The 13,023-nt window shown below is 71.6% G+C and carries 12 protein-coding genes and 1 other RNA gene; all 13 read right to left on the reverse strand.

The annotated features are described in order from the left end of the window. Window position 1 precedes the first annotated feature (1 nt). Entirely contained in the window at window positions 2-1,177 is a 1,176-nt protein-coding gene (gene ftsW, locus V7Z97_RS13195) for a putative lipid II flippase FtsW (RefSeq protein ID WP_334163890.1), read from the reverse strand. Beyond that, window positions 1,174-2,595, reverse strand: coding sequence for a UDP-N-acetylmuramoyl-L-alanine--D-glutamate ligase (gene murD, locus V7Z97_RS13200; RefSeq protein WP_334163891.1), 1,422 nt, complete (start codon window positions 2,593-2,595; stop codon window positions 1,174-1,176). The genes ftsW and murD overlap by 4 nt, the downstream gene beginning before the upstream one ends. Before the next feature lie 19 nt (window positions 2,596-2,614). Then, window positions 2,615-3,724, reverse strand: a complete 1,110-nt coding sequence (gene mraY, locus V7Z97_RS13205; protein WP_334163892.1) for a phospho-N-acetylmuramoyl-pentapeptide-transferase — start codon at window positions 3,722-3,724, stop codon at window positions 2,615-2,617. Beyond that, on the reverse strand, window positions 3,724-5,118 hold the full coding sequence (locus V7Z97_RS13210) for a UDP-N-acetylmuramoyl-tripeptide--D-alanyl-D-alanine ligase (RefSeq protein ID WP_334163893.1): 1,395 nt from the start codon (window positions 5,116-5,118) through the stop codon (window positions 3,724-3,726). Before V7Z97_RS13210 ends, mraY begins: the two co-directional genes overlap by 1 nt. Further along, window positions 5,111-6,565 (reverse strand): UDP-N-acetylmuramoyl-L-alanyl-D-glutamate--2,6-diaminopimelate ligase, encoded by a 1,455-nt coding sequence (locus V7Z97_RS13215; protein ID WP_334163894.1) that lies wholly within the window; start codon window positions 6,563-6,565, stop codon window positions 5,111-5,113. The genes V7Z97_RS13210 and V7Z97_RS13215 overlap by 8 nt, the downstream gene beginning before the upstream one ends. Beyond that, the gene (locus tag V7Z97_RS13220; RefSeq protein WP_334163895.1) at window positions 6,562-8,298 is read right to left on the reverse strand and encodes a peptidoglycan D,D-transpeptidase FtsI family protein; all 1,737 of its coding nucleotides are present in this window, start codon (window positions 8,296-8,298) and stop codon (window positions 6,562-6,564) included. Before V7Z97_RS13220 ends, V7Z97_RS13215 begins: the two co-directional genes overlap by 4 nt. Continuing rightward, window positions 8,295-8,696: a cell division protein FtsL gene (gene ftsL, locus V7Z97_RS13225; RefSeq protein ID WP_334163896.1), complete on the reverse strand. Its 402-nt coding sequence runs from the start codon at window positions 8,694-8,696 to the stop codon at window positions 8,295-8,297. Before ftsL ends, V7Z97_RS13220 begins: the two co-directional genes overlap by 4 nt. Next, window positions 8,693-9,628 carry a 16S rRNA (cytosine(1402)-N(4))-methyltransferase RsmH gene (gene rsmH / locus V7Z97_RS13230; RefSeq protein WP_334163897.1) on the reverse strand — a complete coding sequence of 312 codons (936 nt, stop codon included), beginning with the start codon at window positions 9,626-9,628 and terminating at the stop codon, window positions 8,693-8,695. Before rsmH ends, ftsL begins: the two co-directional genes overlap by 4 nt. After that, window positions 9,625-10,092, reverse strand: a complete 468-nt coding sequence (locus tag V7Z97_RS13235; protein WP_334163898.1) for a division/cell wall cluster transcriptional repressor MraZ — start codon at window positions 10,090-10,092, stop codon at window positions 9,625-9,627. The genes rsmH and V7Z97_RS13235 overlap by 4 nt, the downstream gene beginning before the upstream one ends. A 281-nt stretch (window positions 10,093-10,373) precedes the next feature. Next, window positions 10,374-10,757: RNase P RNA component class A (gene rnpB / locus V7Z97_RS13240), an RNA gene on the reverse strand. A 34-nt stretch (window positions 10,758-10,791) separates the two neighbouring features. Continuing rightward, a complete protein-coding gene (locus V7Z97_RS13245) occupies window positions 10,792-11,397 on the reverse strand; it encodes an FMN-binding negative transcriptional regulator (protein WP_334163899.1) in 606 nt (201 codons plus the stop codon). Further along, window positions 11,397-12,116 carry an N-acetylmuramoyl-L-alanine amidase gene (locus V7Z97_RS13250; RefSeq protein ID WP_334163900.1) on the reverse strand — a complete coding sequence of 240 codons (720 nt, stop codon included), beginning with the start codon at window positions 12,114-12,116 and terminating at the stop codon, window positions 11,397-11,399. The genes V7Z97_RS13245 and V7Z97_RS13250 overlap by 1 nt, the downstream gene beginning before the upstream one ends. Before the next feature lie 9 nt (window positions 12,117-12,125). Then, window positions 12,126-13,019: a DMT family transporter gene (locus V7Z97_RS13255; RefSeq protein ID WP_334163901.1), complete on the reverse strand. Its 894-nt coding sequence runs from the start codon at window positions 13,017-13,019 to the stop codon at window positions 12,126-12,128. Window positions 13,020-13,023 lie beyond the last annotated feature (4 nt).

The following is a 13,023-nucleotide window of genomic DNA, read 5'->3' on the forward strand; positions in this document are numbered from 1 at the left end:
ACTAAGCGAACGCGCCGGCCTTGGCGAGCCCTTCCGAGGGCAGGTAGGCGCCGGGACGGCGGCGGGTGAGCGCGAGCGCCATGCCGAGCGTCAGGCCCATCGCGATCATCGAGGAGCCGCCGTAGGAGATGAACGGCAGGGTCATGCCCTTGGTGGGGATCATGTTGAGGTTCACCGCCACATTGATGAAGGCCTGCTGGCCGACCAGGACGAAGAGGCCGGCGGCGGCCACCTGCTCGAACGGCTCCGACAGCTTCATGGCCCGGTAGAGGCCGCGGATCACCACGAAGGCGAACAGCGAGATCAGCAGCAGCGAGAAGATCAGGCCGTACTCCTCGGCGCCCACCGAATAGATGAAGTCGGTGTGCAGGTCGGGCACGTGGCGCTTCATGACGCCCTCGCCCGGGCCGCGACCGAACACCCCGCCGGCGGCGATCGCCTCGGCAGCGCGGTCCACCTGGTGGGTGTCGGCCTTGTCGGGAGACAGGAACCGGTCGACCCGGCTGGCCACGTGGGGGAACAGGAAATAGGTCGATGACAGGCCGGCCATGGCCGTGGCGCCCAGCAGCATCACCCAGGAGAGCGGCACCCCAGCCATCCAGAAGGCGGCCCCGAAGGCCACGGTGATCAGCACCGTCTGGCCGACGTCCGGCTGGATCAGCAGCAGGGCGACGGAGATGAAGTAGAGCCCGAAGGCGATGGAGACGCCGGGCACCCCCTGCCCCTTCTGGCCCTCCGCGAACATCCAGGCGACCAGGATGATCAGCGCCGGCTTCATGTATTCCGACGGCTGGAAGGTGAAGCCGCCGAACTCCAGCCAGCGGGTCGCCCCCTTGGCGTTGTGGCCGATGAACGGCAGGGCGATCATCACCGCGATGGCGGCCAGCCAGATGAAGAAGGCCGCCCGCCGCACGCCCTTCACGTCCAGCATGGAGACGCTGACCAGGACGAAGGCCGAGACGCCGGCGAAGACGCACTGACGCACGGCGAAGTGGAACGGGTCGCCGAGGTTCATCCGCGCGGCGGCCGCGGGGCTGGCGGCGAACGACATCAGGACGCCGACGAAGATCAGCAGGCCGACGACGCCCAGCATCCAGCGGTCCACCGTCCACCACCACACGCCGATCGGCGAGCGGTCGGAGCGGGCGAAGGCGTGGGCCTGGGAGGGGACGGTCACGCGGCCCCCTTGTTGGCGGCGAGCGGGGCGGCGGCCAGGCGCGCGACAGCGGCGCGGAAGGCCTCGCCGCGCTCCTCGAAGTCGGCGAACTGGTCGAAGGAGGCGGCGGCGGGGGACAGGAGCACGATGGCCTCCTGGCCCGAGGCGGCGGCGTCGGCGTAGGCGGCGGCCACGGCGGCGGACATGGTCCCGCATTCCTGCACCGGGGCCTTGCCCGCCAGAGTGCGGGCGAACAGCGGCGCGCCCTCGCCGATGAGATAGGCCTTCTCGATGCGCGGGAAGAGGTCGGCGAGCGCCTCGATGCCGCCGGTCTTCGGCTGGCCGCCCGCGATCCAGTAGAACTTGGGATAGCTCGACATCGCCTGACGGGCGGCGTCGGTGTTGGTGGCCTTGCTGTCGTTGACGAAGCGGACGCGGCCCAGCGCTCCCACCGTCTCCATCCGGTGCGCCAGGCCCGGGAAGGTCATCAGGTGCTCGGCGGCCTCTTCGGGGGCGATGCCGAGGCCCTTGGCGGCGGCGTAGGCGGCCGCCGCGTTCTGCCAGTTGTGGCGGCCCGGCAGTGAGCGGGCGCGCGTCAGGTCGGCGACCTCCACGGCGCGCTCGCCGGTGGCGTCGTAGAGCATCCCCTGCAGGGCGTAGATCCCCCGGCCCATGGCCTTGGACGCGGAGACCGGCACGATGGTGCGGCGGTTGGCGGCGGTGATCTCGGTGCAGATCCGCTGGCCCCAGGGGTCGTCGACGCCGATGACGGCGGTGTCGCCCTTGCCCTGGTTGAGGAGGATGCGGCGCTTGGCGGCGACGTAGCCCTCCATCCCGCCGTGCCGCTCCAGGTGGTCGGGCGAGATGTTCAGGATGATCGAGACGTCGGGGTGCAGGCTGGAGGTCAGGTCCAGCTGGTAGGAGGAGAGCTCCAGGACGTAGACCGCGCCGCCGTGCATGTCCTCCAAGCCCAGGACGCCGACGCCGATGTTGCCGCCCATGCGGGTATCGCGGCCGGCCTGGGCGCAGATGTGGGCGATCAGCGCCGTGGTGGTCGACTTGCCGTTGGTGCCGGTGATGGCGACGATCTTCGGCCGCTTGTGCTCGGGCGCGGCGTTGACGGTGCGGGCGAAGAGCTCGACGTCGCCCAGGATCTCGACGCCGGCGGCGCGGGCGCGCTCCACGGTCCAGTGCGGCGCCGGATGGGTCAGCGGCACGCCCGGCGACAGCATGAGCGCGGCGAACTGCGTCCAGTCGGCGGTGGAGAGGTCGGTCAGCCTGAAGCCCTCGGCCTCGGCGGCGGCGCGGGTGGCGGGCTTCTCGTCCCACAGCGCCACCTCGGCACCGCCGGCGACGAGCGCGCGCGCGGCGGCGAGGCCCGTACGGGCCAGGCCGAACACGGCCACCGTCCTGCCTTCGAAGCCGCGGACCGGGATCATGGCTGAGTGCTGACCCTCCCTACCGCAGCTTGAGCGTGGCGAGGCCGACGAGGGCCAGCATCACCGCGACGATCCAGAAGCGGATCACCACGGTGGATTCCGACCAGCCGAGCTTCTCGAAGTGGTGGTGCACCGGGGCCATGCGGAACACCCGCTTGCCGGTGAGCTTGAACGAGGCGACCTGGATCATCACCGACAGGGTCTCGGCCACGAACAGTCCGCCGATGATCGACAGGATGATCTCGTGGCGGGTGGCGACCGCGATCGTGCCGACCGCGCCGCCGAGCGCCAGGGAGCCGGTGTCGCCCATGAAGATCTTGGCCGGGGGGGCGTTGTACCAGAGGAAGCCGAGCCCCGCCCCGATCAGGGCGCCGCAGAAGACCGCGATCTCGCCGACGCCCGGCACGAAGTGGAGCTGCAGGTAGTTCGAGAAGACGAAGTTGCCGACCAGGTAGGCGATCAGGCCGTAGGCGGCCGCGGCGATCATCACCGGCACGGTGGCCAGGCCGTCGAGGCCGTCGGTGAAGTTCACCGCGTTGGCGGCGCCGACGATGATGAAGGCCCCGAACAGGAGGTAGAACCAGTTCAGGTCCAGCACCGCCTGCTTGAAGATCGGGAAGGTGACCGACGTCAGCAGCTCGGGCGATTCCGGCGGCTTGGCCGCGAACAGGATGATGATCGCCACCGCCGCCATGGCGATCAGCGTCTCCAGGAGCAGCCGCACCCGGCCGGAGACGCCCTCGGTCGTCTGCCGGGTGACCTTGGCGTAGTCGTCGAGGAAGCCCAGCACGCCGTAGCCGGCGGTGACCAGCACCACAGCCCAGACGTAGGGGTTGGAGAGGTCGCTCCACAGAAGGGTGCCGGCGAGCAGGCCCGCCAGGATCATCACCCCGCCCATGGTGGGGGTGCCCGCCTTCTCGACGATGTGGCGCTCGATGCCCTCCGCGCGGATCGGCTGGCCCTTGCCCTGCTTGGCCTGCATCCAGCGGATGAAGCGGCTGCCGAGCGCCACCACGATGAACTGGGCGGTGAAGATCGCCAGCCCGGTGCGGAAGGTCTGGTATTTCAGCAGGTTGAGGACGGGGACGTAACCGTCGGCGGAAAGCTGGACCCAAAGCCAGTAGAACATCAGGCCGCCTCCCCGCCGCCGGAGCCGAGCGCGGTCAGGGCGTGCGCGACAGCGCCCGCCTTCGACCCATTCGACCCCTTCACCATCACGAGGTCGCCGGGCTCTACGGCCTGGACGACCTGCGGCGCGAGATCCGCCGCCGTTTGGGCGTACCCGCCTCTCCGAGTCGGCGGAAGGGCGTCCCAGAGGCTTTTCATGAGCGGTCCGGCGCAGAACACGAGGTCGATGCCGGCCCGCTCCAGCGGCTCCGCGAGGGCGGCGTGGAAGGCCGGGCCTTCGTCGCCCAGTTCCAGCATGTCGGTGAGCGCGACGATGCGCCGCCCTTCGGCGCTGCGGGCGCCCAGGGTGCGGATCGCCGAGGCCATGGAGATCGGGTTGGCGTTGTAGCTCTCGTCCACCAGGGTGAAGGTTCCTGTCTTCACGCGGACCAGCTTCTCGGCCCCGCGGCCCTCCAGCGGCTCGAACGAGCCCAGCGCGGCCAGGCTGTCGTTCAGGTCGACGTCCAGGGCCTCCAGCATCAGCAGCACGGCCATGCTGTTGAGGCCCCAGTGGAAGCCGGTCTGCAGGATCGGGAAGTCCATCGCCTTGCCGTGCAGGCGGGCCTGGACGACCGCATGGCCGCCGGGGACCTGGAAGTCGATCAGACGGGCGTCGCAGCCCTCGCCGGTCCCGAAGGTGCGGATCTCGGCGCCGACCTTGCGGGCCTCGGCGGCCAGCAGATCGAGCCAGGCGTTGTCGGCGTTCAGCACCGCCACGCCGCCGGGCTCGAGGCCGGCGAAGATTTCGGCCTTGGCGCGGGCCACGCCCGCCTCGCCGTCCGGGAAGTTCTCGGTGTGAACGGGCCCGACGGTGGTGACCACCACGGCGTGCGGGCGGACGAACTCCGTCAGCGGGGTGATCTCGTCGGCGTGGTTCATGCCGATCTCGAAGACGGCGCGCTCGGTGTCGCGCGGCATGCGGGCGAGCGTCAGCGGCACGCCGATGTGGTTGTTGTAGGACTTCACCGACGAGTGGGCCCGTCCGGCGAGCCGGAGCCCGGCCATGATCGCCTGGGTGACACTGGTCTTGCCGACCGAGCCCGTCACGGCGCCGCGGCGGACCTGCGGCGCGCGCTCGCGGGCGGCGACGCCGAGCTGCTCGAGCGCCTTGAAGGTGTCGCCCACCATCACGGCGGGGCCGGAGACCGGCTGCGAGGCCAGGACGCCCGCGGCCCCCTTGGCCAGCGCCTGGTCCACGAATTCATGGCCGTCCCGCACGCCGGCCAGGGCCACGAACAGGTCTCCGGCCTCGAGCGTACGGGTGTCGATGGAGACGCCGTTGGCCGCGAACCCGCCGGCCACCTTGCCGCCCACGGCCGCAGCGATCTCCTCGGCCGTCCAGAGAGGCTCAGCCATGGAACAGCTCCAGCGCCTGCGCCGTCTCGGTGACGTCGTCGAAGGGATGGACCACGCCGGCGACCGTCTGGCCCTGCTCGTGACCCTTGCCGGCCACCACCAGGATATCGCCCTCGCCCAGCATCGCCGCGCCGGCCCGGATCGCCTCGCGGCGGTCGCCGATGTCCTTCGCGCCTTTAGCGCCCGTCAGCACCTCGGCGCGGATCGCCGCCGGGTCCTCCGAGCGGGGGTTGTCGTCGGTGACGATGGCCACGTCCGCCAGCTCGGCGGCGATACGGCCCATGATCGGGCGCTTGCCGCGGTCGCGGTCGCCGCCGGCCCCGAACACCACGATGAGCTTGCCGGTGACGTGCGGGCGCAGCGCCTTCAGCACCGTCTCGAGACCGTCGGGGGTGTGGGCATAGTCTACATAGGCCTCGCCGCCGCGCGGGCCGGCGCCCACGCGCTGCAGCCGGCCCGGTGCGCCCTGCAGCGCCTCCAGGCCCGCGAACGCCTCGTCGAGCGTGAGCCCGGCCGCCAGGCAGAGACCCGCCGCCACCAGGGCGTTGGAGGCCTGGAAGCCGCCGGCCAGCGGCAGGCGGACGTCGAAGGTGCGGCCCTGGGCGAGGACCTCCAGCCGCTGCCCCTCCGGCAGCAGGCTGCGGGAGACGAGCTTCAGCCCCTGCCCCGCCTCGCCCACCGACAGGATGGTCTGGCCGGCGCAGACGGCGGCCGCGGCGAAAGCCGGGAAGTCGTCCGAGTCGGCGTTCAGCACCGCCGTCCCGCCGCGCGGCAGCAGGGTCTCGAACAGGCGCAGCTTGGCGGCCCGGTAGGCCTCCATGGTCCCGTGGTAGTCGAGGTGGTCCTGGGTCAGGTTCAGGTAGCCGGCGGCCGTGAGCTTCACCCCGTCGAGCCGCCGCTGGTCCACCCCGTGCGACGAGGCCTCCATGGCGAAATGGGTGACGCCCATGTCGGTGATCCTTGCCAGCAGCTCGGCCACGTCGGCGGCGTCGGGCGTGGTCAGGCCGGGCGGGGTCAGCTGCTCGTCGCGGCCGTCCGGATAGCTCACCGTGACGCCGAGGGTGCCCATGCTGGCGGAGGTGCGGCCGGCGCGGGCGAAGATCTGGCGGCAGAAGTTGGCGACCGAGGTCTTGCCGTTGGTGCCGGTGACGGCGACGCAGGTCTGCGGCTGCCGGCCCCAGAAGTTGGCGGCGGCGAGCGCATAGGCGCGGCGCGGATCCGGTGTGGCGATGGTGGGGACGGAAAGTCCCAGGTCGCGGTCGGCGATGACGGCGGCGGCGCCCGCGGCCACGGCCTTGGCCGCGAACTCTGCGCCGTCCACCTGGCTGCCCGGCAGGGCGGCGAACAGGAAGCCCGGCCGCACCTTGCGGCTGTCGGCGGTAACCCCGGCGATCTCCGGATCGGCGGCCAGGTCGCGCTTCACGAGGTCGGAGAGGCGGCGGCTCATTGCACGCCCGGCGGCGGTGCGGCCGCGCCCTCTGCGAGGGTCAGGATGTCGTTCTTGCGGCGGACGCCGAGGAACGGGGCAATGCGGTCGATGACGCGGCCGGCGGCCGGCGCCGCCACCCACCCGCCGGTGGAGTAGCCGTAGGTCCGGGCGCTGGGGTGCGGCTCGTCCATGAGGATCAGCACGAAGTAGCGGTCGTCCTCCACCGCCCCGTCGGTGGGGAAGGCCGCGGCGAACGAAGAGACCTGCTTCTGGCGACTATAGCCCCGGATCGCCGGATCGTACTTCTCGCCGGTGCCGGTCTTGCCGCCCACCGACAGGCCGGGCGCGTCGGCCGACTTGCCGGAGCCGCCGGTCACGTTGGCCCGCATGATCTGCAGCATCTGTGCGGAGGTGCGCTCGGACATCACCCGCTCGCCGGGGACGGTCTTGCCGTCCTCGACCTTGCGGATGGTGAGAGGCCGGCGGACGCCGCCGTTCATCAGGGTGTTGTAGGCGATCACCAGGGTGAGCGGCGAGACGTTCATCCCGTGGCCGAACGAGGTGGAGGCCACCGTGTCCTCGTCCCACTTCTTCGGCGTGAGCGGCCGGGCGCTCTCGATCAGCTCGACCGGCGCCGTTCGGGTGAGGCCGAGGTTGTTGAAGTACTGGCTGAGCCGCTGCGGGCCGACGCTCACCGCCAGCTTGGCGGTGCCGATGTTGGAGGAGTGCTGGAACACCTCCACGAGCGTCAGCACCTTCCGGGCGGCGTGGTAGTCGTTGATGGTCCGGTAGCCCAGCTGGTAGGGGAAGCGGGCGTCGAAGGTCGACGACGGCGTCGCCACGCCGGCGTCCAGGCCGATGGCCACCGTGAAGGCCTTGAACGTCGATCCCATCTCGAAGACCGAGGCCGCGGCGCGGTTCAGCCTGGCGTCGTCGGTGGCCTCCCCGGGCCGGTTGGGGTCGAAGGTGGGATAGCTCGCCATCCCCAGGATCTCGCCCGTGTGGACGTTGGTGACGATGCCCACCGCGCCGCGGGGCCGGAACTCGGCGGCGGCCTTGTAGAGCTCGTCCTCCAGCGCCGCCTGCACGCGCAGATCGATGGACAGCGGGATCGCCGCCTTGCCGGCGGCGGCCTTGCGGATGTCCTCGTTGAGGGCGGCCTCGGCCCCGGTCAGGCCTTCGCCGCCGGTGTCGGCGAAGCCGATCAGGTGGGCGGCGGTGGAGCCCAGCGGATAGACCCGCCGCTCCTCGGGCTCGAAGCTCACGCCCGGCAGGCCCAGGCTGTGGACGCGGGCGCGCTGCTCGGGCGTCAGTCCGCCCATCAGGAAGGTCCGCCGCTCGCCACGCAGCGCCCGCTCCAGGCGGTGGGCGTCCACCGACGGCAGGGTCCGGGTGAGCGCCGCCCGGGTCTCGGCGGTGTCCCAGATCTCGCGCGGGTCGATGTAGAGCCCGTAGTGCAGCAGGTCGGCGGCCAGCATCTGGCCGTTGCGGTCCACGAGGTCGGCGCGCGAGGCGCCGGCGATCGGCGCGAGCCCGTCGTGGCCGCGCAGCCCCGAGAACATGGCCGCGCGCGTGGCGCCGACCGCCAGGGCCAGGAAGGCGGCGCTGAAGATCGCCAGGACGAAGAAGATCCGCAGGCGGGTGTCGTCCTCCGCCCGGCCGGAGGCGCGGGCGCGCTCGAAGGCGTGCTCCAGACCCCACAGCCAGCGGGAGAACGGCAGGCCGCCGAAGGCATGCTGGCCGAGGCTCATTGCGCTTCCTCGGGTGGCGCGGCCTCTTCCTCGGTGACAACCGGCGCGGCGACGGGCGCCGCCGGAGCCAGCACGACCGGAGGGGCCGCGCTGCGGGCCAGGCCGAGGAGGCCGTCGGTGGTGGTCTCGCGCTTCACCGAGACCGGGGCCAGGCCCAGGTAGGCGGTGGACAGGCGCTCGATGCGCGAGGGCTGCTCCAGATGGCTCACCTCGGCCTGGAGCAGGCGGATGCGGGCCTTCTCGGCGGCGATCTGGCGCTCGATGCGGGCGATCTCGGACCGCTCGCGCCCGGCGACGGTCTTGGCCAGGTAGACGCCCAGGATCAGCACCACCAGCAGCCCGAGCGCCACCAGGTCGACCAGGCGGAAACCGCGCACCCTCCGATCGAGCAGGCTCATGCCGCGTCTCTCCAGACCGGCGCATCGGTGCGCACGGCCGCTCTCAACTTCGCCGAACGGGCCCGGGGATTGGCCGCCACCTCCGCGTCCGACGGCGACTTCGCGCCGTTGAACAGGAGCTGGAAGCTGGGCGCAGCGCCGGCTTGCACCGGCGGCGCGTGGCGCGATCCCGACGGCGTTCTACCCGCTCGCACCGTGAGGAAGCTTTTGACGATTCTGTCTTCCAAAGAATGGAACGTGACGACGCAGAGGCGGCCGCCGGCCTTGAGCGTCCGTTCGGCCGCGACGAGCCCGGCCTCCAGCTCGGAAAGCTCCTCGTTCACGGCGATCCGGATGGCCTGGAAGGACCGCGTCGCCGGGTGGACCTTGGCGCCGCGCCGGCCGCCCAGCGCCTTCTCGATGAACTCGGCCAGCTCCAGGGTGCGGGTGAACGGCTGCTCGGCGCGGCGGCGTGCGATGGCGCCGGCGATCCGGCGGCTCTGCCGCTCCTCGCCGTAGACATAGAGAATCCGCGCCAGCTCGACGGGCTCGGCCGTGTTGACGAGGTCGGCGGCGGTCTGGCCCGCGTCGCCCATGCGCATGTCCAGCGGCCCGTCGCGCATGAAGGAGAAGCCGCGCTCGGCCTCGTCGAGCTGCATGGAGGAGACGCCGAGGTCGAGCGCCACGCCGTCGGCCGCGCCCTCGCCCACCAGCTCCGCCATCTCGGAGAACCTGGCCTCGACCAGCCGGAAGCGGTCGGCGGGCAGGCCCTCCGCGAAGCGGCGGGCGGTAGGGTCGCGGTCGAAGGCGATGACGCTGGCGCCGGTCTCGAGGATCGCACGGGCGTAGCCGCCGGCGCCGAAGGTGCCGTCGACGTGGGTTTCGCCCGGCTTCGGGGCCAGGGCCGCGACCACCTCGTCGCGCAGGACGGAGACGTGCGGGGCGGCGCTCACTGGCCGCCCCCCATCCGCGCGGCCCGCTGCTGGGCGCGCATCTGGGCGAGGCCCTCCCGGGCCAGCTCGCGCTGGGCGGCGCGGTGGGCCTGGAAGGCCTCTCGCTGCCAGATCTGGAACCGGTCGCCCAGGCCCACGACCACCACCCAGTCGGTGAGGCCGAACATGTCGCAGAGGGTTTCCGGCAGGGTGATGCGGCCGGCGGTGTCGAAGGAGAGACGGGCCATGCCGCCCAGCACCGAGGTCTCCAGCGCGCTGCGCAGCGGATCGCCGAAGTCGAGCTCCTCGATCAGGCCGTTGTAGCGGTCGAACAGGGCCTTGCCGCCGCCCTCGATGCAGTCGGCCTCGATGGAGGGGAAGCAGAACACCCCGTCGAAGGGGCCGGCGGCGAGCGCGCGGAATTCCTGCGGCACGACGATGCGCCGCTTGGCGTCCAGCTGTTTCTCGAAGGTCGAGAGAAACACCGCCTGAGAACCCCTGCCCTGCGACCGCACCCTCGGCCGCCCCGCCATTCGCCCTCCGATGCCGGCGGGCCCGCCCCCAACGGAGGCCCGCGACGCACTGAGCGAATGACTATTGGGTTAACATGGGACTGAATGGGATACAATGACTCTGAAGGCTCATCCGACGCCAAATCAAAGATGTCGCGGAGTCTCATGGTTAACGGTTTCTACTTATCCACAGAACGTACAGAGAACCCGTTAAGCTGCTGGGGATTCATTGCGGTCATTCGAAGGAGATGTGAGGGACCAGACGGCCTGTAAGCCGGGTTCTGTGCCGCCCCCGAAGGGACGCGGCGGCCATTCCTCTGGACCGACCCTTGCGGGCCGGTTCTCGCGACCTACCCGGACCTGCTCGGGCCAACGACGGCCCTGTCCCCATTGCTGGGGACGCGCGGTCCCTATTCGGTCTTGCTCCTGGCGGGGCTTGCCGTGCCGTCCCTGTTGCCAGGCACGCGGTGGGCTCTTACCCCACCCTTTCACCCTTACCGCTCCGGAGAGCGGCGGTTTGCTTTCTGTGGCGCTATCCCTGGGGTCGCCCCCGGCGGGCGTTACCCGCCGCCATGTCGTCGTGGAGCCCGGACTTTCCTCGAACCCCTTGCGGGGCCCGCGACCGCCCGGCCGTCTGGTCCGGGCGGAACATGGTGGGAGACGGGGTCTGGGTCAATCCGTCCCATTTTCCATCAGCCGGGCGACGGGATGGTCGCCCAGGCCGGCGATCGCGCCCGCCCGGTCGGCGGCGTGCTTGTTCTGGCCGAGCTTGCAGACGCCCTCCAGCCGCTCGACGGTGAGGCGTGCGCCGACGATCCCGCGGGTCATCTTCTCGAACACGCCGGGGCTCATCTTGGCCCGGGTCCAGGGGCGCTTGGGCAGGAGACGCGCCTCCTCCTGCGCCGACAGCGCGTCGAGCTGGGCGACCAGGCCCGCCTCGTCGAGGATCGTCACCGGCCCCTCGGCCTCGACGGAGACGTAGTTCCAGGTCGGCACCTGGTCGGGGCTCTCGTACCAGTCGGGACTGATGTAGGCCTCGGGGCCGAGCCCCACGAGCACGGCGCGGAAGCCCTGGGCCAGGAACGGCGTGAGCGCATTGCCGCGCGACAGGTGGAAGTCGATGGCGAGCCCACTCTCGAGCCGCCTGACGACGACCGGGGCGTGCGCCACCCGCGGCCGCCCGTCCGGGGCCGCGGCGACGGTGACGAACGGCCGCTCGGCGAGCTGGGCCAGCAGCCGGCCCTCGTCGGCGACGTGGAACAGCGGCGCCGGATGCATCAGGCGCCCTGCCTGAGGAGCGCGATCAGCCGGGCCCGGGTCTCGCCGTCGGCAATCCCGTCGACCCGCTCCGGGCGCCAGTGGCGCTGGAAGGCGCCGACCACGGTGGCGGTATGGGCGTCGTAGTCGCCGGAGGGTGCGCAGTCGTAGCCTAGACGGGTGAGCCCCGCCTGCAGGGCGAAGACGCCGGCGCCGGTCTCCCCCTCCGCCAGCGGCGCGCCGGGCGCGGCCGGAGCCTCGGCCCAGAGGCCGTGGCCCGCCTCCGCGAGGCGCTTCCAGGGGAACAGCTCGCCCGGGTCGATCTTGCGGTCGGGGGCGATGTCGGAGTGGCCGACGATGCGGCCGTCCTCGATCATCCAGCGCGTGCGGATGTCGGCCACCAGGGCGATGACCGCGGCGATCTGGGCGTCCGGGAAGGGGCGGTAGCCGAACTCGTGGCCCGGGTTGACGATCTCGATGCCGATCGAGGTGGCGTTCAGGCCGCTCTGGCCCTTCCAGAAGGAGACGCCGGCGTGCCAGGCGCGCCGCTCCTCCGGCACCAGGCGGAAGATGCGGCCGTCCTCCTCCACCAGGTAGTGCGAGGAGACGCGGGCCTCGGGATCGCGCAGCCGGTCCAGGGCCTCGGGACCGGTCGGCATGCCGGTGTAGTGCAGGACCAGGAGGTCCGGCGGGGCGGTCCGGGCGTCGAAGTTGGGCGAAGGGGCTTCGATGAACTCCATGGCCCAGCCTTACTGCGCGCGGTTGCGGATGGCGAGCAGCAGGGGCGCCACCTGGTTGGGGCGCAGCGCGATGATCAGCACGCCGGCCAGGGCCACCGCCGTGCCGAGCGCCATGCGCGGGCCGAACGGGTCGCCCAGCAGGGCGACGCCGAGCGCGATCGTGGCCAGCGGCGTCATCAGGGTGAGCGGCGAGATCAGGTTGGCCTCGTAGCGCTGGACCAGGGCGTAGTAGAGGGTGTGGGCGCCCACCGAGACCACCAGGCCGGAATAGACCACGGCCGCCAGGAACGGCCAGCCGGCGTCGAGGCCCGCCTGCACCTGCCCCGGCTCGAAGATCGCCGACAGCCCGAGCAGCGGGACCAGGGAGGCGAGGCCCACCCAGGCCTGGAACTGCAGCGGCTTCACGCCCTCCATCTGCTTCATCATCACCGCGCCCAGCGAGCCCGTGAAGGCCGAGCCGACGACGAACAGCAGGCCGGTGGAGAGCGCGAAGCCGCCGGGGTCCCACATCACCGCAAGCGCCCCGGCCATGGTCAGCGCGATGCCGAGGCCGCGGCGCCAGCGGATCCGCTCGCCCAGCATCATCACCGACAGCAGGGTCGTGATCGGCACGCCGAGCTGGCCGACCACCGCAGCGGCGGACGGGGTGGCGGTCTTCAGGCCGAGGAACAGGAGGGCGAAGTTGCCGCCGCCCATCAGCAGGGCCACGACGATCAGCCGCCAGCGCGGCCGGGGCATCGGGAACAGCCAGGGGAAGACCGCCAGCGCCACCACGCCAAATCGCAGGGCTGCGTAGAACAGCGGCGGCGCGTCCAGGTGGCTCACCGCATACTTGGAGACGATGTTGTTCGACGCCCAGAGCAGGCAGACGAGCACGAGGACGCCGAAGTCGCGGAGGGCCATCGCT

This window comes from Phenylobacterium sp., from assembly GCF_036821595.1.
Taxonomy (GTDB): domain Bacteria; phylum Pseudomonadota; class Alphaproteobacteria; order Caulobacterales; family Caulobacteraceae; genus Phenylobacterium.

Excerpts from the sequence above, each read along its gene's own strand:
- V7Z97_RS13255 (WP_334163901.1), bottom strand. The coding sequence starts at position 13,019 with ATGGCCCTCCGCGACTTCGGCGTCCTCGTGCTCGTCTGCCTGCTCTGG.
- ftsL (WP_334163896.1), bottom strand. The coding sequence starts at position 8,696 with ATGAGCCTGCTCGATCGGAGGGTGCGCGGTTTCCGCCTGGTCGACCTG.
- mraY (WP_334163892.1), bottom strand. The coding sequence starts at position 3,724 with ATGTTCTACTGGCTTTGGGTCCAGCTTTCCGCCGACGGTTACGTCCCC.
- V7Z97_RS13220 (WP_334163895.1), bottom strand. The coding sequence starts at position 8,298 with ATGAGCCTCGGCCAGCATGCCTTCGGCGGCCTGCCGTTCTCCCGCTGG.
- V7Z97_RS13215 (WP_334163894.1), bottom strand. The coding sequence starts at position 6,565 with ATGAGCCGCCGCCTCTCCGACCTCGTGAAGCGCGACCTGGCCGCCGAT.
- V7Z97_RS13250 (WP_334163900.1), bottom strand. The coding sequence starts at position 12,116 with ATGGAGTTCATCGAAGCCCCTTCGCCCAACTTCGACGCCCGGACCGCC.
- murD (WP_334163891.1), bottom strand. The coding sequence starts at position 2,595 with ATGATCCCGGTCCGCGGCTTCGAAGGCAGGACGGTGGCCGTGTTCGGC.
- V7Z97_RS13245 (WP_334163899.1), bottom strand. The coding sequence starts at position 11,397 with ATGCATCCGGCGCCGCTGTTCCACGTCGCCGACGAGGGCCGGCTGCTG.
- V7Z97_RS13210 (WP_334163893.1), bottom strand. The coding sequence starts at position 5,118 with ATGGCTGAGCCTCTCTGGACGGCCGAGGAGATCGCTGCGGCCGTGGGC.